Here is a 20,122-nt window from a genome sequence, read left to right as displayed (position 1 = left end):
GAGGAGATTGGCCAGGGGCAGGCCCTCGGCAGGAATGTCGAGTCGCAGCTCGGGGATGTCTTCGGGCAGGGCCTGGTGCTGGAAGCGCTGAATGAAACGGTCGCGTTCGCTTGCGCCGGCACCTTTCCCATGGAATCGATCCACCAGCTCGATCGCGAGGTCGAACTTGATGTCGCGCGGGTTGCGTTCGCCGGTCGCGGCCCGTTCGCGCTCGCCTCGCACTTCGTCCATGGACCGCAGACTCAACAATTCGTAGTACCGCCACATGAGTTCGTCGGAGATGGACATGAGCTTGCCGAACATGTCTTCGGGGGTGTCCTGTACGGCCACGTAGTTGTCCAGCGACTTGCTCATCTTCTGCACGCCATCCAGGCCTTCGAGGATGGGCATGGTCAGGATGACCTGGGGGTCGCCTCCCTCCTGCTTCTGCAACTCGCGCCCCACCAGGAGGTTGAACTTCTGGTCGGTGCCGCCCAGCTCGACGTCGGCTTCCAGGGCGACCGAGTCATATCCCTGGATCAGGGGATAGAGGAATTCATGGATCGCGATCGGCTGGTGGTCCTGATATCGCTTGTGAAAGTCATCGCGCTCCAGCATCCGGGCGACGGTCTGGCGCGAGGCCAGCTGGACCATGCCCGCGGCGCCCAGCGGTTCCATCCAGGTGGAATTGAAGACGATTTCGGTGCGCTCGGGATCGAGGATCCGGAACACCTGCTCGCGGTAGGTGGCGGCGTTGCGCTCGATGTCCTCGCCCGACAGCGGGGGGCGCGTGGCATTCTTGCCGGACGGGTCGCCGATACGGCCGGTAAAGTCCCCGATCAGGAAGAGCACGTGGTGCCCGAGGTCCTGGAGCTGACGCAGCTTGTTGATGAGGACCGTGTGGCCCAGATGCAGGTCCGGCGCGGTGGGATCGAACCCGGCCTTGATCCGCAGGGGCCGGCCGAGGCGCAGCTTTTCGCGCAGCTCGTCTTCGCGGAGAATCTCGTCGGCGCCGCGGCGGAAGACGGCGAGCTGTTCTTCGATATCCATCGATGCCTCTCGTGTCACGATTGTTGCCCCGCCCGAGCGCGGGCACGGAAAAGCCGCAAGGATACCCCGGCGGCCGCATCGGCGCGAAGGACCCAGGAGAGACGATATTGGCGTACTACATCGGATTGATGTCGGGCACCAGCCGCGACGGGATCGACGCGGTCCTCACTGCCATCGGGGATGGCCGCGACGCGCGGGTAATCGCACATCACCACCGCGCGTATCCGGCCAGTCTCGCGATGGATCTGGCCGAGGCAGTGGAGCAGTCGGAGCTGAGCGCGGTGACCGCGGGCACCCTGGATGCGCGGGTCGGCGAGCAGTTCGCGCGCGCGGCCACGGAGCTGCTCCGGGCGGAGGGCCTGACCCCGGGCGATGTCCGTGGGATCGGCAGCCATGGCCAGACGCTCCATCACGCCCCCGATGCAGAACCGGCGTTTTCGTGGCAGATCGGTGACCCGTTCCGGATCGCCGAGCGAACCGGCGTGGATACGGTGGCGATGTTCCGTCAGCGGGACATCGCCGCCGGCGGAGAAGGCGCACCGCTGGCCTGCGGGTTCCACGCGGCCCGCTTCGCGCAGCCGGGTCATGACCGGGCGGTGGTGAACATCGGTGGCATCAGCAACGTGACCCGGCTACCACCTGACGGCGAGGTCAGCGGCCACGACTGCGGCCCCGGCAACACCCTGCTGGATCACTGGGTGCGGCACCACCGGGGCTGCCAATATGACGCGGACGGGGCATGGGCGCGCACCGGGCAGGTGCACCCGGAACTGCTGCAGGCCCTGCTGGCGGACCCCTACTTCCAGCGTCCGCCGCCCAAGAGCACCGGGCCCGAACATTTTTCGCCCGCGTGGCTCGTGGCTCGAGGCGGGCAAACGCTGTCCACCGCGAAGCCGGCGGACGTGCAGGCAACCCTGGCCGAGCTGACGGCACACGCGATCGCCCGGGAACTCGTGCGACCGGGCAACGCACCGGAAGACGTACTGATCTGCGGAGGGGGCGCGCGTAACGGCTTTCTGCTGGAACGGCTCGCGGCCGCCCTGCCGCAGACCCGGATCGAACTCACCGATGCCTGCGGCATTCCGGCGGAACAGGTCGAAGGCGCCGCTTTTGCATGGCTGGCGTTCCGGACCCTGCATCATCAGAGCGGAAACCTGCCGGCGGTCACCGGGGCCCGCGGCCCCCGCATCCTCGGGTGCGTGATCCCCGGGGGATAAATGGCATGAAAAAGGCCCGGTCCGTTGCCGGACCGGGCCTGTAGTGCGCGGATCTGGCCGCCGGGTCAGACCGAGAAGCTGGAACCGCAGCCGCAGGTGGTGGTCGCGTTCGGGTTGCGGATCACGAACTGGGCGCCTTCGAGGCCTTCGGTGTAGTCAATCTCGGCGCCGGCCAGGTACTGGAAGCTCATCGGATCGATCAGCAGGGTCACCCCGCCGTTCTCGACCACGGTGTCGCCATCGCCGACGGTCTCGTCAAAGGTGAAGCCGTACTGGAAACCGGAGCAGCCGCCACCGCTGACGAAGACGCGGAGCTTGAGGTTGTCGTTGTTCTCCTCCTCGATCAGCCCCTTCACCTTGCTTGCGGCGGCATCGGTAAACACCAGCGGGCTGGGGATGTCCATGTCATCCGTCTCGGCCTGCGCGTTGGACGTCATCGTTTCGGACATGCGGTGTCTCCTGTGATCATTTCGTTGCCAAGCTATGAAGTCTGACCGCCGGAGTCAAGAATCGTTACGCGTCGTAAGCGTGTCATCGGTCAGGGCGGTCAATGGTGCCTCGCCTTCCAGCGCGGCGTCCGCATCCCGACGCCGCAGCTGTCCGTCCACCGAGGCGCCCTCCGCCATCTGCAGCACGCTGTAATAGAGATTTCCCTCCAGCCGCGCCTTCTCGCCCAGCTCCACGTGCTCTCCGGCATGGACATCGCCGCGCACGCTGCCGTTCAATACCAGATGCGGCACCGCGACCTGCCCTTCGATCTGCCCCTTCTCGTCGACCACCAGCACCGCGGAGCCGTCGGTCGAAGCCCGCACGTCTCCGACGATCCGGCCTTCAAGATGCAGCCCGCCGCTGAATTCCAGGTCGCCGTGGATCGCGGTGTTCTCGCCGATCAGGGTGTCGACCCGGCGGGCCCGTTGCCTGCGCTTGCGTCCCATCATTCACTCGCCCTCCGGGCCGCGGCCCATCCTCTTGTCTCTTCGATCCGGTCCGGCCCGTCCTCTTCGGGGTCCACTCTAATGGACAGCCGTTGCGGGCCGAAACCCTCCGGCAGCACCAGGCGCACCCGGACCGTGCGCAGGAATCGCAGATCAAAGCTGCGCCCGGACTGCAGGTCCGGCCCCAGGTCGTCGGTCCCCTGACTCACGCGCTCCCCGTCGCGTTCGCCTTCCAGCTCCAGGTCCCAGCTCACCGGGACCTCTCCGCGCAGACCGGCGCGGTGCACCTGGAAAATCAGTTCGTATTCACCCTCGATGCCGGTCTCGTGCACCGCGATATTGCGCAGCCCGATGCGGTCGCCTCCGGCATCGTCCGCCAGCCGCTGGTAGAACGCCAGCTCTTCGCGCAGCACCAGCAGTTCGGCTTCGCGGGCTTCGGCATCGCGCCGGCAGGCCGCGAGTTCCGCCTCGGCCACCTCACGGTGCCGCTCGCTGCGCAGCCGCTCGCGCACGGCCGCGTCACGCTCCTGCGCAAGTTCCTGCAAGGCCGTTTGCAGTTCGAGCAGACGCGCGTCCCGCTCACGGGTCACCTCCGTCGACTGCGGAACTCCGGCGTTCAACCACCACCATACGCCCGCCGCACCCACCATCATCAGCACGAGAACGGGCGCCACCGCGCGGCGCAGGGGATGCCCCCGCAACCGTCGCGGGGCGGGAACCCGCGGACGCCGTCGCCATCGCATGGATCAGGGGAAGGCCGGAACCAGTTCCAGCCCCTCCGTTTCCGGGCGTCTCAGCATCAGATTCATGTTCTGCACGGCCTGCCCTGCCGCACCCTTGACCAGGTTGTCGATGGCCGAAATCACCATGCGGCGGCCACTGTGCGGCGGCGTGGCCAGGGCCAGACGACACTGGTTGGTCCCCCGCACCGACGCGGTTTCCGGATGCGACCCCGACGGCATGACATCCACGAAAGGCTCGCCGGCGTAGCGTTCCCGGAACAGCGCCTCCCAGTCGCCGTCATCCAGCGGACGCAGATAGAGAGTGGCCAGGATCCCGCGCGTCATCGGCACCAGATGCGGCTGGAAGATCAGTCCCACATCCGTGCCGGCCACTTCCGCCAGCGTCTGATGGATCTCCGGCCAGTGCCGGTGTCCACCGCTGGCGTAGGCGCGGAAGTTCTCCTGCACCTCGGCGAACAGCCCGCCGATACGCGCCTGCCGGCCCGCTCCGCTGACCCCGCTCTTGGCATCCGCGATGATGTCGGACACATCCACCCGGTTGTTCTCGAGCAAGGGCAGAAGGGCCAGCGTCACCGCGGTGGGGTAGCAGCCCGGCACGGCGATCAGACGCGCCTCGGAGATGCGTCCGCGGTGCAGTTCGGGCAGGCCGTACACCGCCTCGCCCAGGTATTCCGGCGCCCCGTGCGGCTGGCCGTACCACCGGCTCCACAGCTCGGGATCGCGGATGCGGAAGTCCGCCGACAGGTCGATCACGCGCACGCCGCGCGCGAGCAGATCGCCGGCCATCGCATGGGCCACGCCGTGCGGCGTGGCGAAGAACACCACATCGCACTCCGCCAGCAGCTCCGGCTCCGGGGCCCGGAAGACCGCATCCAGCACCCCGCGCAGACTGGGGAACAGATCGGCGACCAGGGTGCCGTCCTCGCTGCGCGAGGTCACCGCGTGAAGCTCCACCGCCGGATGTCCGGCGAGGATGCGCAACAGTTCGACGCCGGCGTAGCCGGTGGCCCCGACCACCCCGACACGGGTGGGCTTGTTGTTGGTTACGGAAGTCATGCTGCGGCATGATACCGGCTCGCGCCCCGCGGCGGAACGCGGTACGCATTTCGAGGTCAGTAACAACGCCTCCTTGACGAGTCACGGGAACCGGAAACATGAGCAAGCTCAAACTGGACCGCAAGGCCGCGATCGGCGGCGTCTTCATCATCCTTGTGCTGATCGCGGTCGGCGCGGCATGGATCACCACCGGCGATGGCGTGCGCGAAGCCCCCGGCTTCGCCGCCACCAACTTGGAAGGCGAGGCGGTGTCACTCGACGACTATGACGGCCGCCCGGTCCTGATCTCCTTCTGGGCCACCGACTGCCCGGAATGCATCCGCGAAATCCCCACCCTCAATGAACTGCACGCCGATTTCCGTGACCGCGGATTCGATATCGTGGCCATCGCCATGGCGCACGACCGCGAAAGCCGGGTACGCTCGATGAGCGAGGATCGCGAGATCGCCTACACCGTCATCCACGACGAGGCCGGCGACCTGGCGAGCACCTGGGGCGGGGTTCGCCTGACACCGACCACGTTCCTGGTGTCGCCCCGCGGACGGATCGTTTACCAGAAGCTCGGCGAACCCGATTTCGACCAGATCCGCGACCACCTGGAGCGCTGGCTCTCCTGAGCCGGCGCCCGCGTCGGACACCCGGCCCGTAACGCCGCTGCGGGCGCAACAAGGACGCCACCATGCACGACGCCTACTCCTGGTTCCTCAGCCTTCATCTGATCTTCATGGTCACCTGGTTCGCGGGGCTGTTCTATCTGCCGCGGCTTTTCGTGTACCACGCAATGACCGAGGACGCGCCCGGCAACGAGCGCTTCAAGGTCATGGAACGCAAGCTGTTCTACGGGATCATGACACCGGGGGGGATCATCACGGTGATCTTCGGCGGCATCATGCTGGCTCTGGTGCCGGTGCACCTGGAACAGCCCTGGATGCACTTCAAGCTCACCCTGATCGCCCTGCTGATCGCCTATCACCTGTGGTGCGGCAAGCTGGTGGCGGATTTCGCCGCGGACCGCAACACCCGCGGCCACACCTGGTATCGCTGGTTCAATGAACTGCCGGTCCCGGCACTGGTGGGCATCGTGATCCTGGCCGTCAACCGCTCGATCACCGATGCCCTGATCGGCATCGGCGCCATCCTGCTGCTGTTCGTGATCTCGGCCGCGGTGGCCGCCTGGCGCCGCGCGCGGAACTGACGCAGCCGCGTCGGCGGGTCAGGTCTTGCCGGCGCGCACCAGCCCGCCCAGCCCGGCCTGCACCAGCGCATTGTTGAGCAGGGAGCGGATCTGTTCCGGGTTTTCCAGCAACCGGCACTGCGCCAGCAGGGCCTCGGCACGATCGGTGGAGAACGAACTGATCACCCACTTCACCCGCGGGATCGCCGAGACGCTCACGCTCAGGCTGTCGATCCCCATCCCCACCAGCAGGATCACCGCCGCCGGATCCGCCGCCATCTCGCCGCACACCGAGACCGGCTTGCCGGCCCGGTGCGCCCCCTCGGCGACCGCTTCCAGCGCACGGATGCAGGCCGGATGCAGGGTGTCGTAGAGGTTGGCGACGCGGGCGTTGTTGCGGTCCACCGCCAGCAGGTACTGCACCAGGTCATTGGTGCCCACCGACAGGAAGTCCACCCGCCGCGCGAGGGTCTCCGCCAGGTACACCGCGGCGGGGACCTCCACCATCACCCCGACCTTCGGCATCGGGATGCGGTAGCCCTCGTCCAGCAGTTCCTCGCGTGCCCGGTTGAGCAGGGCCATCGCCCCCTTGAGCTCGTCCAGCGCCGAGATCATCGGAAACAGGATCTGCAGGTTGTCGTGCTCGCGGCTCGCCCGCAGCATCGCCCGCAGCTGGGTCAGGAAGATCTCCGGGTGGTCCAGCGAGATACGGATGCCGCGCCAGCCGAGGAAGGGGTTGTCTTCCTGCACCGGGAAGTACGGCAGCGCCTTGTCCCCGCCGATGTCCAGGGTCCGCAGGGTCACCGGCATCGGGTCGAAGGAGGCGACGATCTGCTCGTACAGCCGGACCTGCTCCTCCTCGCCGGGGAAACGGTCGCGGATCATGAACGGGACCTCGGTGCGGTACAGCCCGACGCCCTCGGCACCCGATTCCAGTGAAGGCTTGATGTCCGCCAGCAAGCCGGAGTTGGCCAGCACCGGCACCGGGTGGCCGTCGCGGGTCGCCGCGGGATCCCTGGCCAGCGCGCGCAGGTCCTCGGCCAGCTCGCGTTCCTCGCGCACCAGACGTTCGAACTCCGCGCGCAGCTCGGCATTCGGGTTCACGAACAGCCGGCCGCGATAGCCGTCCACCAGGATCTCGCGATCCTCCAGCCGCCCCACCGGCAGATCCGACACCCCCATCACCGCGGGCACGTTCAGCGCCCGCGCCAGGATGGCGATGTGCGAGGAGCCGGTGCCCTGGGCGGACACGATCGCGCCCAGACGCTCGATCGGCACCTCGGCCAGATGCGATGCGGTCAGGTCATCCCCCACCAGGATCCCGCCGTCGGGGAACTCGTCCTGGCTGCGATCCGCCGGCAGCAGATGCGACAGCACGCGGCGTCCGAGGTCACGCACATCCGCCGCGCGTTCGCGCAGGTAGGGGTCCTCCATGTCCTCGAACACCCGCACGCTCTCGCGCACGGTGTCGCGCAGCGCCGCCGGGGCCCACTGCCCGGCGGAGATCCGGCCCTCCGTCTTGTGCACCAGGGAATCCGAGCCCAGCAGCATCAGGTAGGCGTCGAACAGCACCTGCTCGTCCGGCCCCAGGGCCTCGCCCATGCGCTGCTTGAGGTCCTGGATCTCCTCGCGGGTATCGCTGACCGCCTGGCGGAAGCGTTCCAGCTCGGCCTCCGGGCCGGCCCCCTCGCGATCGGGGATGGAATCCAGATCCGCCAGCCGATAGGCCACCACGGCATGCCCGATGGCCACGCCCGGCGACCCCGGGATCCCCGTGGCCTCCACGTTCTGGTGACCGATCAGCGGGGTCTCGCTGGAGATCTCGTCGTTGAATTCGGCATAGGCGAGCGCCCCGGCCAGCTGCGCGGCCAGGGTGATGAGGAAGGACACGTGCTCGTCGTCGAACCGGCGGGCCTCGCGCTGCTGCACCACCAGCACCCCCAGCATGCTGCGCTGGTGGATGATCGGCACGCCCAGGAAGGCGAGAAAGCGCTCTTCGCCGGTCTCCGGGAAATAGCGAAACCGCGGATGGTCCTGGGCGCTGTCGAGGTTGACCGGCTCCGCGCGTGACGCGACCAGCCCGACCAGACCCTCCGACGGGTCCATCTCCACCTGCCCCACCGATTCGGCATGCAGGCCCTCCGAGGCCATCAGCACCAGGCGCCCGGAGCTCGGCGACTTCAGGTAGATCGAGCAGACATCGATATCCGGCGCCGCCTTCACCCGGGTCACGATGATGTGCAGGGCCTCGAAGAAATCGGCCGCACCATTGACCTCCTGCACCACGCGGCGCAGGACCTGCAGCATGGAGGGCGGGTTCACGGGGGCGTTCAACGCGGCACCGCGGGCGGATTGCAGGATGGCGGTGCCGCATCGCCGTCGCGCTGCAGCTCGGGGAACATCAGTGGCACCAGTTCGCACAGCGCCCGGCGGTAGACATTGCGCTTGAAGTGCACCACTTCGCGCGCCGGCCGCCAGTAGTCAATCCAGCACCATGAATCGAACTCCGGCGTATCCATCGCATCCAGCATTACATTGCTCTCCTCGCCCGTCATGCGCAGCAGGAACCAGCGCTGTTTCTGCCCCACGCACACCGGGTTGCGATGCCGCCGGATCATGCGTTCCGGCAGCCTGTAGCGCAGCCACCGTCGGGTGCTGCCCAGCAGTTCCACATGCTCCGGCAGCAGCCCGGTCTCCTCGCGCAGTTCACGGAACAGGGCCTCTTCCGGCGTCTCGTCGGTGCGGATGCCGCCCTGCGGAAACTGCCAGGCGTCCTGACCCGCGCGCTTGCCCCAGAACAACTGCCGCTCCCGGTTGCACAGGATGATGCCTACATTGGGACGAAATCCATCGCAATCAATCACTTGCCGCAACCAGACGCTTCTCGTTTACCCGCATTGTTCCACACCCCCTGCAATGCGGCAAAGACCCGCGGAAGGCATGCGGGTGCACATTGTTTTAGACTCGCGGCATGAGGCTGCTCCTGCTGATCATTGCCATCGTTGCCATCTTTCTCGCCGTACGCACCCTCGTGCGCTCCAGCGGCGAGCGCCGCCGCGTGCGCCGCGACGAACCTCCGGAAAGCCTGCGCGAAAGTGGCGCCATGGTCCGCTGTGCCCACTGCGGGGTACACGTGCCAGAGGACCAGGCGGTTTGCGACGGCGACCTCTGCTACTGCTCGCGGCAACATGCCGACGCCGGACCTTCCGGCCGCGGCTGACCACCGTCACGGGGAACCCCTGATCGATGGTCATCGACAGCGACACCCAGCGCTCCAGTCGTCTGTACGCCCTGTACCGGGTGTTCGTCGCACTGGTCCTGCTCCTGATGGGCCTGTTCCCGGGCCTGCCGGTGGGCGTGGCCCCCGCGGTCCCCGAAGTCTATCCGGCACTGGCCGGCGGCTACCTGGTGTTCTCGGTATTCATGGCGACGTTTGCCGAACACTGCAACCGCGAACCCGAGCGCGTCGTACAGTTCCGCCGCATGATCCTGCTGGGCGGCACCGGGGATGCCGCGGGCCTGCTCGCCCTGATGGTGGTTGCCGGGGGCGTCCACACCGGCATCGGCCTGCTGCTGATCCCCGCGGTGATGGCCACCGCCCTGCTGTCGGCGGGTCGCCTGGGGCTCCCGCTGGCCGCTGCCGTGACCGCCGGCCTGCTGGGGGCAGAAGGCCTCGCCATCCTGATCACGCTGGGCGATCTCGACAGCCTGACCCAGGCCGGGTTGCTGGGGGCCGCGCTGCTGGCCGGCACCCTGCTGGCCCATCATTTCAGCCGGCGGGCCGACGAAAGCCGCGCCCAGGTCGAACAGCAGGAGGTCGATCTCGCCAGCCTGGCGGAACTCAACGCCCAGATCATCGCGCGCATGAGCGCCGGCGTGGTGGCAATCGATCCCCGGGGCTACATCCGCTCCATCAACGAGGCGGCGCGCCAGCTCCTCCCGCCCCGCCCGGGTCGACACCTGTCGTCGATCTCGCCGCGCCTGGCCCGGGCCGTGCGCGAATGGCAGGAAGAAACCGGGCCGGCCAGCCGCACCCGCCACCTGCCCGGCGACCAGGAACAGCCGGCCCTGCAAGTCCGCCTGGCCCCGCTGGGCAACCAGGGCGATCAGGGTACTCTGCTGATCCTGGAAGACGCCGCCGAACTGCGCCGCCAGGCCCAGGCAAGCAAGCTGCAGGCCCTCGGCCGCCTGACCGCCAGTATCGCGCACGAGATCCGCAACCCGCTGGGCGCGATCTCCCACAGCGCCCAGCTGCTGCGCGAATCGCCCGACCTTTCGGCACCCGACCAGCGCCTGCTGGCGATCATCGACAAGCAGAGCGACCGCGTGAACAGTCTGATCGCCAACGTCCTCAGCCTCTCGCGTCGCGAATCGGGCGAACGCCAGCGGCTCAACCTGCGCGACGAGCTCGAACGCTTCGCCGAGGAATTCTGCAGTGCGCTGCAGATACCGCGGGAATCACTGCACGTGAACGTGGAACCGGCGGACTCCGTGGTGCTGTTCGACCCGTCGCAGCTCAACCAGGTGCTGTGGAACCTGTGCGGCAATGCCCGGGTGCACGGCGGGCACGACCGGCCCGACAGCCCGCCCATCATCCTGCGTGGCGGTTCCGGCCAGGTGGCCCGCGTGGTCAGCCTCGACGTTCTGGACGCCGGCCCCGGCATCGATCCGGAAACCGAGAAGGAGCTGTTCGAGCCCTTCGTCTCCGGCCATTCCGGCGGCTCCGGCCTGGGCCTGTACATCTCGCGCATGCTGTGCGAAAACAACGGGGCCTCGCTGGAATACGCGCATGCACCCTCCGGGGGCTGCTTCCGCATCCTGTTTGCCCCCGACGAACAACACCAGGGATCGGCGTCATGAGCATCAAGCACGTGCTGGTTGTCGACGATGAACCCGACATCTGCGAACTGCTGGAGATCACCCTCGCGCGCATGGGCCTGGAGGCCGAAACGGCCGGCGCGCTGGACCCGGCACGGCAGCTGCTGGCGCAGCGGGACTTCGACCTCTGCCTGACCGACATGCGCCTGCCGGACGGGGACGGGCTGGACCTGGTGCGTCACATCCAGACCACCCGCCCGGAGCTGCCGGTGGCGGTCATCACCGCGCACGGCAGTGTCGATACGGCGGTGCAGGCCCTCAAGCTGGGCGCGTTCGACTTCGTCAGCAAGCCGGTCGACCTCAAGCAGCTGCGCGAACTGATCGACAGCGCCCTGCGCATGGAATCCGCGCCGGCCACGGAGGCGGCGTGCGGCTCGACGCCGACCCGCTGCAGCACGACCGAAGACCCCGACAGCCCGCTGCTGGGCGACTCCGAACCCATGCAGAAACTGCGCGCCACCATACGCAAGCTGGCGCGCTCCCAGGCGCCGGTGTTCATCGCCGGAGAATCCGGTTCCGGCAAGGAACTGGTGGCGCGCGAGATCCATCGGCTGGGGCCGCGCGCCGACCGCCCCTTCGTGCCGGTGAACTGCGGCGCGATCCCGGCGGAACTGATGGAGAGCGAGTTCTTCGGCCACCGCAAGGGCGCCTTCACCGGCGCCACCCAGGACCACCCCGGGCTGTTCCAGGCGGCCGAGGGCGGCACCCTGTTCCTGGACGAGGTCGCCGACCTGCCGCTGGCGATGCAGGTCAAGCTGCTGCGCGCGATCCAGGAGCGCGCGATCAAGCCGGTCGGCGGCTCGCGGGAGATCCCGGTGGACGTGCGTATCCTGTCGGCGACCCATCACGACCTCGAGCGCGCCGTGCGCGAAGGCCGTTTCCGCCAGGACCTCTATTACCGTCTCAACGTGATCGAACTGCGGGTCCCGCCGCTGCGCGAACGCAACGGCGACATCCCCGGCCTGGCCACCGTGATGCTGCAGCGAATCGCCGAACAATGGGGCCTGGAGGCCCGCGAACTCGCGCCGGACGCGCAGGAGCTGCTGGAGCGCCACCCCTTCCCGGGCAACGTGCGGGAGCTGGAGAACATCCTGGAGCGCGCCGCCACCCTCGCGGAGGGCGCGGCGATTCACGCCGACAACATCGATCTCCCGGCCACCGCCCCGACCCCGGGGGACAACGGCGAGGACCGCCGCGCCGGCCCCGGCGCAAACAACCCGGGCACCCCGCCTCCCGGGGTGCAGGAGCGCCGCACCCCGCCGTCGATCCGCTACGAGGATGTGGGCCTGGACGATCACCTCGCCGACCAGGAGCGCCAGGCGATCGAGACCGCCCTGCACCAGACCGGCGGCAACCGCACCGCGGCCGCGCGGCTGCTGGGGCTCAGTTTCCGCCAGCTGCGCTACCGGCTGAAGAAACTCGGAATCGAATAGTCAGGCTCGGGCGGGCGGGTCCTCCAGGTCATTCAGCCACTGCTCCAGCTCGAACAGGGGCAGGCCGATCACGTTGCTGCAGGAACCGTCGATGCGTTCGACAAAGGCCGCGCCCCGCCCCTGCAGGGCATACCCCCCCGCCTTGTCGCGCGGCTCGCCACTGGCCCAGTAGGCCGCGATGTCGCGGGTGTCCAGCGGGCGCATCCATACCCGCGTCTCGCCGCGCCCGGTGCGCACCGGGCCGTCATCGCGCAGCAGTGCCATGCCGGTGATCACCCGGTGTTCGCGGCCGGACAGCCGCTGCAGCATGGCGGCGGCCGAAGCCTCGTCCGCGGGCTTGCCCAGCGCCTCCCCGTCGATCGTCACGACCGTATCGGCCGCCAGCACCCACTGCCCCCGGCGGGCGTGGCCACGCGCGGCTTCCGCCTTGACCGCCGCGAGGCGCTCGACCAGTGCCCCGGGCTCCTCGTCGGGCGCGGCGGTCTCGTCCACGTCCATGGCCGCCACCTCGTGCACCACGCCGATCTGCGTCAGCAGTTCACGCCGGCGGGGAGACGCCGAGGCCAGCAGCAGGGGCAGGGCGTCGGGGCGGTTTCCGGGAGCGGCAAAGGACATGGCGGACGCCGCGCGACTCAGGCGCGGTGATAGGGATGATTGTTGAGCAACGACCAGGCGCGGTAGAGCTGCTCCGCCACCAGCACCCGCACCAGCATGTGCGGGAAGGTCAGCGGCGACAGCGACCAGGCCCACTCGGCCCGCTCGCGCACGGTGGTATCCAGGCCGTCGGCGCCGCCGATCAGCAGCGCGACGTCGCGCCCGTCGTCCTGCCAGCCTGCCAGACGCTGCGCCAGTCCGCGGGTGTCCACCTTACGGCCGCGTTCATCCAGGGTGATGATCCGGGCACCCTCGGGCACCGCCTTGAGCAGGGCCTCGCCCTCGCGCCGCAGGCGGGTCGTGGCGTCCATGGATTTCGAACCCGCCGGGGTCGCCAGTGCGTGCAGCTGGAAACCCCATTCGCGGGGCAGCCGGTCCCGGTATTCGGCAAAGCCGGAGGCGACCCAGTCGGGCATGCGGCGGCCGATGGCGATCAGATGCAGACGCATCGCCGGCGCTCCGCTTCAGCCGCGCAGCCGGCGGACCCGCTGCAGGCCGGGATCATCCTCCATGCCGCCATCGGCCCCGTCCCCCTCCGCGGCCTCTTCCTCGGCCAGCCACAGCTTTTCCAGGTTGTAGAAATCGCGGGTCTCGGGGAGCATCACGTGGACGATCACGTCGTTGAGATCGACCAGGACCCATTCCTGGCCCTCCTGGCCCTCCACGCCCAGCGGCTGGATGCCACGGTGCTTGGCCTCGGTCGCCACGTTCTCGGCGGTGGACTGCACGTGGCGCCCGGAGGTCCCCGAGGCGATCACGATGAAATCGGCCAGGGTGGTCTTGCCGCGCACGTCGATGCTGCGGATGTTGCGGGCCTTCATGTCCTCGAGCGCCTCGATGGTCAGCTCCAGCAACTGTTCGCTGTTCATGGTCTCGGATGTCATATCGATGCGTTTCCTGCGGCGGACCGGTAAAGCCCGCGCTCCTGTATGTAGCGTTCGACCGCCCCGGGCAGCAGGAAGCGGGGGCTGGTCCCCTCGCGCAGCTGGGCCCGGATGGCGGTAGCGGAGATATCCAGCTGGGTCACCGGCTGGAAGTACACCCGGCCGGCCGGACTCGCCCGCAACACGGCGGGATCGTCAGTGACCGCGCCTCCCGGGCCGTCGCCCAGGTCCTGCGAGGCGGGGCTTCCGGGGCGATGCGACACCGCCACGTGCGCCAGCTCGAACAGGGTCTCCCAGCGGTGCCAGGACGACAGGCCGGCGAAGGCATCCATGCCCATGATCAGCACCAGCGGCACATCGTCACCCAGCTCCCGGCGGAAGGTCAGCAGGGTGTCCACGGTGTAGGACGGCCCGGTGCGGTCCAGCTCGCGCCGGTCGGCGACGAACCCCTCCACACCGGCCACCGCGCGCTCCACCATGGCCAGGCGGTCCTCGCCCGAAGTCCCGGGGCTGGCGCGATGAGGCGGCACGTGGCAGGGCACGAAGTGCACCCGTTCCAGCCCCAGGTGCTGTTGCACCTCCAGCGCCGGGCGCAGATGACCGAAATGGATCGGGTCGAAGGTCCCGCCGAGGATCCCGATCAAGCCGCCACCTTCCCGCCGCGCTCAGTCACGCACATGGCCGTCGCCAAACACGATGTATTTCAGGGTGGTCAGGCCGTGCAGCCCCACCGGCCCGCGCGCGTGCAGCTTGTCGGTGGAGATCCCGATCTCCGCGCCCAGCCCGTACTCGAAGCCGTCGGCGAAGCGGGTGGAGGCATTGACCATCACCGAACTGGAATCCACCGCGCGCAGGAAGCGCCGCGCATGCCCCCAGTTTTCGGTCACGATGCTGTCGGTGTGGTGCGATCCCCAGGTGTTGATGTGCTGGATCGCCGCGTCCAGATCATCGACCACGCGGATCGCCAGGATCGGCCCCAGGTATTCGGCCGCCCAGTCCTCCTCGCCAGCCTCGGCGACCTCCGGCCCGCCGTCGGCCAGCACCGCGCGGGTACGGGCGCAGCCGCGCAGACTGACCCCCAGACCGTCCAGCTCGGCCGCCACCGCCGGCAGGAATCCCTCGGCACGGTCGGCGTGCACCAGCAGGGTCTCCATGGTGTTGCAGGTCCCGTAGCGCTGGGTCTTCGCGTTCACCGCCACTGCCTGCGCCTTGTCCGGATCCGCCGCGGCGTCCACGTACACGTGGCACACCCCGTCGAGATGCTTGATCACCGGAATCCGCGACTCCTGGCTGATGCGCTCGATCAGCCCCTTGCCGCCGCGTGGCACGATCACGTCCACGTACTCGGGCATGCGCAGCAGCGCGCCCACCGCGGCACGGTCGGTGGTGTCGACGATCTGTACCGCCTCGCGCGGCAGCCCCGCCGCCGCCAGCCCGGACTGGATGATGCCGGCCAGCGCGCGATTGGAATGCGCCGCCTCGGAGCCACCGCGCAGGATGGCCGCATTGCCCGACTTCAGGCACAGCGCCGCCGCGTCGATGGTCACGTTGGGCCGCGACTCGTAGATGATACCAATCACCCCCAGCGGCACCCGCATCTGGCCCACCTGGATCCCGCTGGGCTGATAGGCCATGTCGGAGATGGTACCCACCGGATCCGGCAGACCCGCGACCTGCCGGCAGCCCTCGATCATGGTGTCGATGCGCGCATCGGTCAGCGCCAGACGGTCCAGCATCGCCGCGTCCAGCCCGCGGGCACGACCCGCCTCCAGGTCGCGCTCGTTGGCCTCGGCCAGCTCCGCGCGACGCTCGGCGATCCCCTCGGCGATGGCCTGCAGCGCCGCGTTCTTGGCACCCGGTTCGGCCTCGGCCATGTGGCGCGAGGCCGCGCGGGCGGCGCGGCCCAGGGCCTGCATGCGCTCGAACAGGTCGGCGTCGATGGCGTTGTCTTCGTCGGTCACGGCATTCATGGTTCAGACGGTCTCGAGTTCGGGCACGGAAAGGGTGAGCGGTTGCCCGGCGATCCGGGCCACCAAGTCTAGCAACAGCCGCCGCGGGCTGCCGGATTCCTGCCCCTTGATCACCCGGTCCACGCGGGCGGCCAGGCACAGGATGTCACGCGCCCGCGCCACGTCCAGGCGTCCCGCCGCCAGGCGCAGGGCCTTTTGCTGCTCGCCGAAGCTGCCCTGGAAGGCGTCGCGGTCGTTCGCCCCGGCGGCCCGGCGTTCCAGGGCCTGTACCAGCAGCCGGGCATCGCGCGCCAGCGCCCACAGGATCAGCGGCTCCGGCTGACCTTCGTCCAGCAGCCCCTCCAGCATGCGCAGGGCGCGGCCGGTATCGCCGCGCAGGGCGGCCGCCGACAGGCCGAACAGGTCGAAGCGCGCGGCATCCGCGGTGGACTCGGACAGGGTCTCGAGATCGATCTCCCGCACCCCGGCCAGTGCCAGCTTTTCGATCTCCTGGCGCGCCGCCAGCAGGTTGCCCTCCACCCGGGCCGCCAGCAGCTGCAGGGCCTCGTCGGTACTCCGCAGCCCGTGGCGGGCCAGGCGTTCGCGGATCCAGCCGCCCAGGCGATCCGGGGGTACCGGCCGTGCATGCACCACCACCGCGGCCGACTCCATGGCCTTGAACCAGGCGGCCCGGCGCATGTCGCGGTCCGGGCGCGGCAGCTGCAACAGCAGCACGGTGTCGGATTGCGGCGCCGCCGCACAGGCCTTCAGCTTCTCCCCGCCCTCGCGCCCGGGCTTTCCGGTCGCCAGACGCAGGTCCACCAGCGTGCGGCTGGCGAACAGCGAGCGGTCACGCAGCGCCGCATCCAGCGCGGACCAGTCGGACTGGGCGGAGAAATCCAGCACCGTGCGCTCGTCGAAACCCTGCTCACGGGCGGCGGCCCGGATCGCATCGGCGGCCTCGATGGTCTGCAGCGGTTCCTCGCCCAGCAGCATGTACAGCGGGGCCACGCCCTTCTGCAGCAGCGGGCCGAGGCGGGCCGGATCCACGGCAGCCATCTCAGTCACCGTCCCCGCGGGTCAGCGCCCGCACCCGACGCTGCAGCAGGGCGACCAGATCGCGGTTCATGGTGGCCCGCAGGTCCTCCTCGCGCTCCGAGCGGCTGAGCACGGCGGTCTCGTCATAGACGTAAGTGCGGGACGCACGCAGCGGTTCGAGATCCATCGCTTCACCATCGGCCGGGCGCAGGCGCACGCGCAGGCTGCGGGTCAGTTCGTACTCGCTGACCCGCGCCTGATCGGACACCGAAAGCGCGCGCCGCGAATCGTCCACCGAGCGGATCTCCAGGGTCGCGCCCCGCTCTTCCGGGCGCTCGTCCACGATCTCGATCCCGGAGGCACGCAGGCCCCGGGCCAGTTCCTGGTACAGCGAGTCGCGCGGCTGCAGGCCGCGGATCTCCACCGGGTCCAGTTCCGCCGGCCAGCCCCCGGTGCCGCGCAGCTGGAACCCGCAGGCGGCCAGCGAGGCCGTCAGCACGAGCACCGCCAGCAGACGCGGCAGGAACCGGGTCATTGCGGCTTGACCACGAAATTCACCAGGCGTCCGGGGACCACGATCACCTTCACGATGCCCTGCCCCTCGAGATGGCGCTGGACGTTTTCGTCCTCCCGCGCGATACGCTCCACGCTCTCGCGGTCCGCGCCGGCCGGTACCGCGATCTCCGCGCGGCGCTTGCCGTTGACCTGCACCGCCAGGGTCTCGCGGGCGGCCTGACGGGCGGCCTCGTCGACCTGCGGCCAGCGGGTATCGGCCACCAGCCCGTCATGGCCCAGCGCCTCCCACAGCACCTGGGTCACGTGCGGAATGATCGGAGCCAGCATGCGTACGATGCCTTCGAGCACCTCCTGGCGGACCGCGATGGCGCCCTCGGCATCCTCCGGCAGGCGTCCGAGTTCGTTCAGCAGCTCCATGTTCGCCGCCACCGCGGTATTGAAGGTCTGGCGCCGACCGATATCGTCGGTGACCTTGGCGATGGTGTCGTGCAACTTGCGCCGCAGCTCGGCCGCCGGTTCGGACAGGTTTTCGGGATCCAGCGGCGACGCCGCCGGGCCTCCGACATGTTCGCGCACCGTGCGCCACAGACGGCGGATGAAGCGCTGCGCGCCCTCCACGCCCGAGTCCGACCATTCCAGCGACAGGTCCGGCGGGGCGGCGAACATGGTGAACAGCCGCGCGGTGTCGGCCCCGAAGCGCTCGATCAGCGCCTGCGGGTCCACGCCGTTGTTCTTCGACTTGGACATCTTCTCCATGCCGCCGATCGCCACCGGCTGCCCGTCTTCGCGATGGCGTGCGGCCTTCACCGAACCATCCTCGGCGCGCTCCAGTTCCACGTCGGCGGGGTTGATCCAGTCCTTCCCGCCATCGCCGCGCTCGCGGTAGAAGGTGGGCGCCACCACCATGCCCTGGGTCAGCAGCCGGGTGAACGGCTCGTCGGAACCCACCAGCCCCTCGTCGCGCAGCAGCTTGTGGAAGAAGCGCGCATACAGCAGATGCAGCACCGCGTGCTCGATCCCGCCGACGTACTGATCCACCGGCAGCCAGTGGTCGGCGCGTTCGTCGAGCATCGCCGTGTCGTTGTCGACGCAGGCGTAGCGGGCGAAGTACCAGCTGGACTCGAAGAAGGTATCGAAGGTATCGGTCTCGCGCCGTGCCGGCTTGCCGCATTGCGGGCAGGTCGCCTCGTAGAACTCCGGCATGCGCGCCAGCGGCGAGCCGGCCCCGTCCGGGATCACGTCCTCCGGCAGGCGCACGGGCAGATCCTCTTCCGGCACCGGCACCGCCCCGCAGTCGTCGCAGTGGATCACCGGGATCGGGCAGCCCCAGTAGCGCTGGCGCGAGATGCCCCAGTCGCGCAGACGGTAGTTGCGCCGGCGCCGGCCCAGTCCGGCCTGCTCCAGATGATCGGCGATCGCGGCCTTCGCGGCCTCCGAGTCCTGCCCGGTGAAATCGCCCGAGTTCACCAGCACGCCGGGCTCGGTGAAGGCCGCGGCCTGCACGTCGTACTCTGCGCCGTCGGCCGGGGCGATCACCTGGCGGATCGGCAGGCCGTATTTTGTGGCGAACTCGTGGTCGCGCTCGTCGTGTGCCGGCACCGCCATCACCGCGCCGGTGCCGTATTCCATCAGCACGAAGTTGGCGACCCACACCGGTATGTCTTCGCCGGTCAGCGGGTGGCGGGCGGTGAAGCCCAGCGCGCGGCCCTTCTTCTCCATCGTGGCCAGGTCCGCCTCGGCCACCCCGCCCTGGCCGCACTCGTCCACGAACCCAGCCAGTTCCGGATCGTTCTGCGCCAGCGCCTGCACCGTGGGATGCTCCGGCGCGAGCGCCATGTAGCTGACGCCGAACAGGGTGTCCGGGCGCGTGGTGAACACGTTCAGCGGCTCGCCGCCTTCCACCGCGAACTCCAGCTCCACGCCCTCGGAACGCCCGATCCAGTTCCGCTGCATGGTGCGCACCTGGTCCGGCCAGCCGTCGAGGTCGTCCAGCGCCTCCAGCAGCTCGTCGGCGTAGTCGGTGATGCGCAGGAACCACTGCGGCATCTCGCGACGCTCCACCGGCGCGCCGGAGCGCCAGCCGCGCCCCTCGATCACCTGCTCGTTGGCAAGCACGGTCTGATCCACCGGGTCCCAGTTCACGGTCGCCTTCTTGCGATAGACCAGGCCCTTCTTCAGCAGGCGCACGAACAGCCACTGCTCCCAACGGTAATAATCGGCATCGCAGGTCGCGAACTCGCGCGACCAGTCATAGGCAAAGCCCAGGCGCTGGAGCTGGGTGCGCATCTGCTCGATGTTCTGGCGCGTCCATGTCGCCGGCGGCACATTGTTCTGCATCGCCGCGTTCTCCGCCGGCAGGCCGAAGGCGTCCCAGCCCATCGGCTGCAGCACGCTCCTGCCCTGCATGCGCTGGAACCGCGCGATCACGTCGCCGATGGTGTAGTTGCGCACATGCCCCATGTGCAGCTTGCCCGACGGGTACGGGAACATCGACAGGCAGTAGAAGGGTTCTCCCGCGGCATCTTCCCGCGCCCGGAAACAGCCGGTCTCGTCCCAGCGACGCTGGACCTCGGTCTCCACCTGTTCCGGGGAATAATGCTCCTGCATGGGCCTCAC

At 69.0% G+C, this 20,122-nt stretch carries 21 protein-coding genes (1 of these 21 only partly in view); 6 read left to right on the top strand and 15 right to left on the bottom strand.

Annotation, left to right across the window (positions count from 1 at the left end; genetic code table 11):
• Positions 1 to 1,029: the 5' portion of a tyrosine--tRNA ligase gene (gene tyrS / locus F788_RS0102735; protein WP_019021388.1), read on the bottom strand. The gene continues 171 nt to the left of window position 1, outside the view; the window shows 1,029 of its 1,200 coding nt (coding positions 1-1,029); its start codon is at positions 1,027 to 1,029; its stop codon lies beyond the left edge, outside the window.
• Between the two features lie 104 nt (positions 1,030 to 1,133).
• Here tyrS and F788_RS0102730 point away from each other — a divergent pair, with 104 nt between their 5' ends.
• Positions 1,134 to 2,246 carry an anhydro-N-acetylmuramic acid kinase gene (locus F788_RS0102730; protein ID WP_081617425.1) on the top strand — a complete coding sequence of 371 codons (1,113 nt, stop codon included), beginning with the start codon at positions 1,134 to 1,136 and terminating at the stop codon, positions 2,244 to 2,246.
• Positions 2,247 to 2,311: 65 nt separating this feature from the next.
• On the opposite strand, the gene erpA is transcribed toward F788_RS0102730, so the two are convergent.
• From erpA to argC, 4 genes are all read right to left on the bottom strand, one after another.
• On the bottom strand, positions 2,312 to 2,695 hold the full coding sequence (gene erpA / locus F788_RS0102725) for an iron-sulfur cluster insertion protein ErpA (RefSeq protein ID WP_018870629.1): 384 nt from the start codon (positions 2,693 to 2,695) through the stop codon (positions 2,312 to 2,314).
• Between the two features lie 54 nt (positions 2,696 to 2,749).
• A complete protein-coding gene (locus F788_RS0102720) occupies positions 2,750 to 3,184 on the bottom strand; it encodes a polymer-forming cytoskeletal protein (protein ID WP_019021390.1) in 435 nt (144 codons plus the stop codon).
• A complete protein-coding gene (locus tag F788_RS0102715; RefSeq protein ID WP_231372011.1) occupies positions 3,181 to 3,855 on the bottom strand; it encodes a DUF6776 family protein in 675 nt (224 codons plus the stop codon). Before F788_RS0102715 ends, F788_RS0102720 begins: the two co-directional genes overlap by 4 nt.
• Positions 3,856 to 3,927: 72 nt before the next feature.
• Positions 3,928 to 4,980, bottom strand: coding sequence for an N-acetyl-gamma-glutamyl-phosphate reductase (gene argC, locus F788_RS0102710; RefSeq protein ID WP_019589176.1), 1,053 nt, complete (start codon positions 4,978 to 4,980; stop codon positions 3,928 to 3,930).
• 98 nt (positions 4,981 to 5,078) lie between these two features.
• On the opposite strand from argC, the gene F788_RS0102705 reads away from it, so the two are divergent.
• Both F788_RS0102705 and F788_RS0102700 read left to right on the top strand, forming a co-directional pair.
• Positions 5,079 to 5,597, top strand: coding sequence for a peroxiredoxin (locus F788_RS0102705; protein WP_018870633.1), 519 nt, complete (start codon positions 5,079 to 5,081; stop codon positions 5,595 to 5,597).
• A gap of 62 nt (positions 5,598 to 5,659) precedes the next feature.
• A complete protein-coding gene (locus F788_RS0102700) occupies positions 5,660 to 6,175 on the top strand; it encodes a CopD family protein (protein ID WP_018870634.1) in 516 nt (171 codons plus the stop codon).
• A gap of 18 nt (positions 6,176 to 6,193) precedes the next feature.
• Here the strand turns inward: F788_RS0102700 and ptsP are convergent, their stop codons facing one another.
• Positions 6,194 to 8,461 carry a phosphoenolpyruvate--protein phosphotransferase gene (gene ptsP, locus F788_RS0102695; RefSeq protein ID WP_019589175.1) on the bottom strand — a complete coding sequence of 756 codons (2,268 nt, stop codon included), beginning with the start codon at positions 8,459 to 8,461 and terminating at the stop codon, positions 6,194 to 6,196.
• Between the two features lie 23 nt (positions 8,462 to 8,484).
• On the bottom strand, positions 8,485 to 9,018 hold the full coding sequence (locus tag F788_RS0102690) for an RNA pyrophosphohydrolase (RefSeq protein WP_196799382.1): 534 nt from the start codon (positions 9,016 to 9,018) through the stop codon (positions 8,485 to 8,487).
• A 107-nt stretch (positions 9,019 to 9,125) separates the two neighbouring features.
• Here F788_RS0102690 and F788_RS0102685 point away from each other — a divergent pair, with 107 nt between their 5' ends.
• The 3 genes from F788_RS0102685 to F788_RS0102675 are packed head-to-tail and all read left to right on the top strand — an operon-like array spanning position 9,126 to position 12,465.
• Positions 9,126 to 9,374, top strand: coding sequence for a PP0621 family protein (locus tag F788_RS0102685; RefSeq protein WP_019569257.1), 249 nt, complete (start codon positions 9,126 to 9,128; stop codon positions 9,372 to 9,374).
• A 26-nt stretch (positions 9,375 to 9,400) separates the two neighbouring features.
• On the top strand, positions 9,401 to 11,014 hold the full coding sequence (locus F788_RS0102680) for a PAS domain-containing sensor histidine kinase (protein ID WP_019589174.1): 1,614 nt from the start codon (positions 9,401 to 9,403) through the stop codon (positions 11,012 to 11,014).
• Complete coding sequence (locus F788_RS0102675) at positions 11,011 to 12,465, top strand: sigma-54 dependent transcriptional regulator (protein WP_019589173.1); 1,455 nt, start codon at positions 11,011 to 11,013, stop codon at positions 12,463 to 12,465. The genes F788_RS0102680 and F788_RS0102675 overlap by 4 nt, the downstream gene beginning before the upstream one ends.
• Here F788_RS0102675 and F788_RS0102670 read toward each other — a convergent pair whose 3' ends face one another.
• The 8 genes from F788_RS0102670 to leuS are packed head-to-tail and all read right to left on the bottom strand — an operon-like array spanning position 12,466 to position 20,113.
• Positions 12,466 to 13,080: a nucleoside triphosphate pyrophosphatase gene (locus F788_RS0102670; protein ID WP_018870640.1), complete on the bottom strand. Its 615-nt coding sequence runs from the start codon at positions 13,078 to 13,080 to the stop codon at positions 12,466 to 12,468. It lies immediately after the preceding gene.
• A gap of 17 nt (positions 13,081 to 13,097) precedes the next feature.
• The gene (gene rlmH, locus F788_RS0102665) at positions 13,098 to 13,568 is read right to left on the bottom strand and encodes a 23S rRNA (pseudouridine(1915)-N(3))-methyltransferase RlmH (protein ID WP_019589172.1); all 471 of its coding nucleotides are present in this window, start codon (positions 13,566 to 13,568) and stop codon (positions 13,098 to 13,100) included.
• 15 nt (positions 13,569 to 13,583) lie between these two features.
• On the bottom strand, positions 13,584 to 13,988 hold the full coding sequence (rsfS, locus tag F788_RS0102660) for a ribosome silencing factor (RefSeq protein WP_026279561.1): 405 nt from the start codon (positions 13,986 to 13,988) through the stop codon (positions 13,584 to 13,586).
• A gap of 11 nt (positions 13,989 to 13,999) precedes the next feature.
• The gene (gene nadD / locus F788_RS0102655; RefSeq protein ID WP_018870643.1) at positions 14,000 to 14,647 is read right to left on the bottom strand and encodes a nicotinate-nucleotide adenylyltransferase; all 648 of its coding nucleotides are present in this window, start codon (positions 14,645 to 14,647) and stop codon (positions 14,000 to 14,002) included.
• A gap of 21 nt (positions 14,648 to 14,668) precedes the next feature.
• On the bottom strand, positions 14,669 to 15,973 hold the full coding sequence (locus F788_RS0102650; RefSeq protein ID WP_019589171.1) for a glutamate-5-semialdehyde dehydrogenase: 1,305 nt from the start codon (positions 15,971 to 15,973) through the stop codon (positions 14,669 to 14,671).
• Positions 15,974 to 15,976: 3 nt separating this feature from the next.
• A complete protein-coding gene (gene holA / locus F788_RS0102645; RefSeq protein ID WP_019589170.1) occupies positions 15,977 to 17,011 on the bottom strand; it encodes a DNA polymerase III subunit delta in 1,035 nt (344 codons plus the stop codon).
• Position 17,012: 1 nt separating this feature from the next.
• The gene (lptE, locus tag F788_RS0102640) at positions 17,013 to 17,525 is read right to left on the bottom strand and encodes an LPS assembly lipoprotein LptE (protein ID WP_019589169.1); all 513 of its coding nucleotides are present in this window, start codon (positions 17,523 to 17,525) and stop codon (positions 17,013 to 17,015) included.
• On the bottom strand, positions 17,522 to 20,113 hold the full coding sequence (gene leuS / locus F788_RS0102635) for a leucine--tRNA ligase (RefSeq protein ID WP_019589168.1): 2,592 nt from the start codon (positions 20,111 to 20,113) through the stop codon (positions 17,522 to 17,524). Before leuS ends, lptE begins: the two co-directional genes overlap by 4 nt.
• Between the last annotated feature and the right edge of the window lie 9 nt (positions 20,114 to 20,122).

It is taken from the genome of Thioalkalivibrio sp. ALE10 (assembly GCF_000381385.1).
Lineage (GTDB): Bacteria > Pseudomonadota > Gammaproteobacteria > Ectothiorhodospirales > Ectothiorhodospiraceae > Thioalkalivibrio.
The sequence above is the reverse complement of the archived record's forward strand: the minus strand, read 5'-3'. Positions and strand labels throughout refer to the sequence as shown.

What these genes read in the sequence shown, in the direction of transcription:
- F788_RS0102700 (WP_018870634.1), top strand. Translation starts at nt 5,660, where the DNA reads ATGCACGACGCCTACTCCTGGTTCCTCAGCCTTCATCTGATCTTCATG.
- F788_RS0102685 (WP_019569257.1), top strand. Translation starts at nt 9,126, where the DNA reads ATGAGGCTGCTCCTGCTGATCATTGCCATCGTTGCCATCTTTCTCGCC.
- F788_RS0102675 (WP_019589173.1), top strand. Translation starts at nt 11,011, where the DNA reads ATGAGCATCAAGCACGTGCTGGTTGTCGACGATGAACCCGACATCTGC.
- rlmH (WP_019589172.1), bottom strand. Translation starts at nt 13,568, where the DNA reads ATGCGTCTGCATCTGATCGCCATCGGCCGCCGCATGCCCGACTGGGTC.
- F788_RS0102705 (WP_018870633.1), top strand. Translation starts at nt 5,079, where the DNA reads ATGAGCAAGCTCAAACTGGACCGCAAGGCCGCGATCGGCGGCGTCTTC.
- holA (WP_019589170.1), bottom strand. Translation starts at nt 17,011, where the DNA reads ATGGCTGCCGTGGATCCGGCCCGCCTCGGCCCGCTGCTGCAGAAGGGC.
- rsfS (WP_026279561.1), bottom strand. Translation starts at nt 13,988, where the DNA reads ATGAACAGCGAACAGTTGCTGGAGCTGACCATCGAGGCGCTCGAGGAC.
- F788_RS0102650 (WP_019589171.1), bottom strand. Translation starts at nt 15,973, where the DNA reads ATGAATGCCGTGACCGACGAAGACAACGCCATCGACGCCGACCTGTTC.
- argC (WP_019589176.1), bottom strand. Translation starts at nt 4,980, where the DNA reads ATGACTTCCGTAACCAACAACAAGCCCACCCGTGTCGGGGTGGTCGGG.
- erpA (WP_018870629.1), bottom strand. Translation starts at nt 2,695, where the DNA reads ATGTCCGAAACGATGACGTCCAACGCGCAGGCCGAGACGGATGACATG.
- F788_RS0102680 (WP_019589174.1), top strand. Translation starts at nt 9,401, where the DNA reads ATGGTCATCGACAGCGACACCCAGCGCTCCAGTCGTCTGTACGCCCTG.
- leuS (WP_019589168.1), bottom strand. Translation starts at nt 20,113, where the DNA reads ATGCAGGAGCATTATTCCCCGGAACAGGTGGAGACCGAGGTCCAGCGT.
- F788_RS0102720 (WP_019021390.1), bottom strand. Translation starts at nt 3,184, where the DNA reads ATGATGGGACGCAAGCGCAGGCAACGGGCCCGCCGGGTCGACACCCTG.
- lptE (WP_019589169.1), bottom strand. Translation starts at nt 17,525, where the DNA reads ATGACCCGGTTCCTGCCGCGTCTGCTGGCGGTGCTCGTGCTGACGGCC.
- ptsP (WP_019589175.1), bottom strand. Translation starts at nt 8,461, where the DNA reads ATGCTGCAGGTCCTGCGCCGCGTGGTGCAGGAGGTCAATGGTGCGGCC.
- F788_RS0102670 (WP_018870640.1), bottom strand. Translation starts at nt 13,080, where the DNA reads ATGTCCTTTGCCGCTCCCGGAAACCGCCCCGACGCCCTGCCCCTGCTG.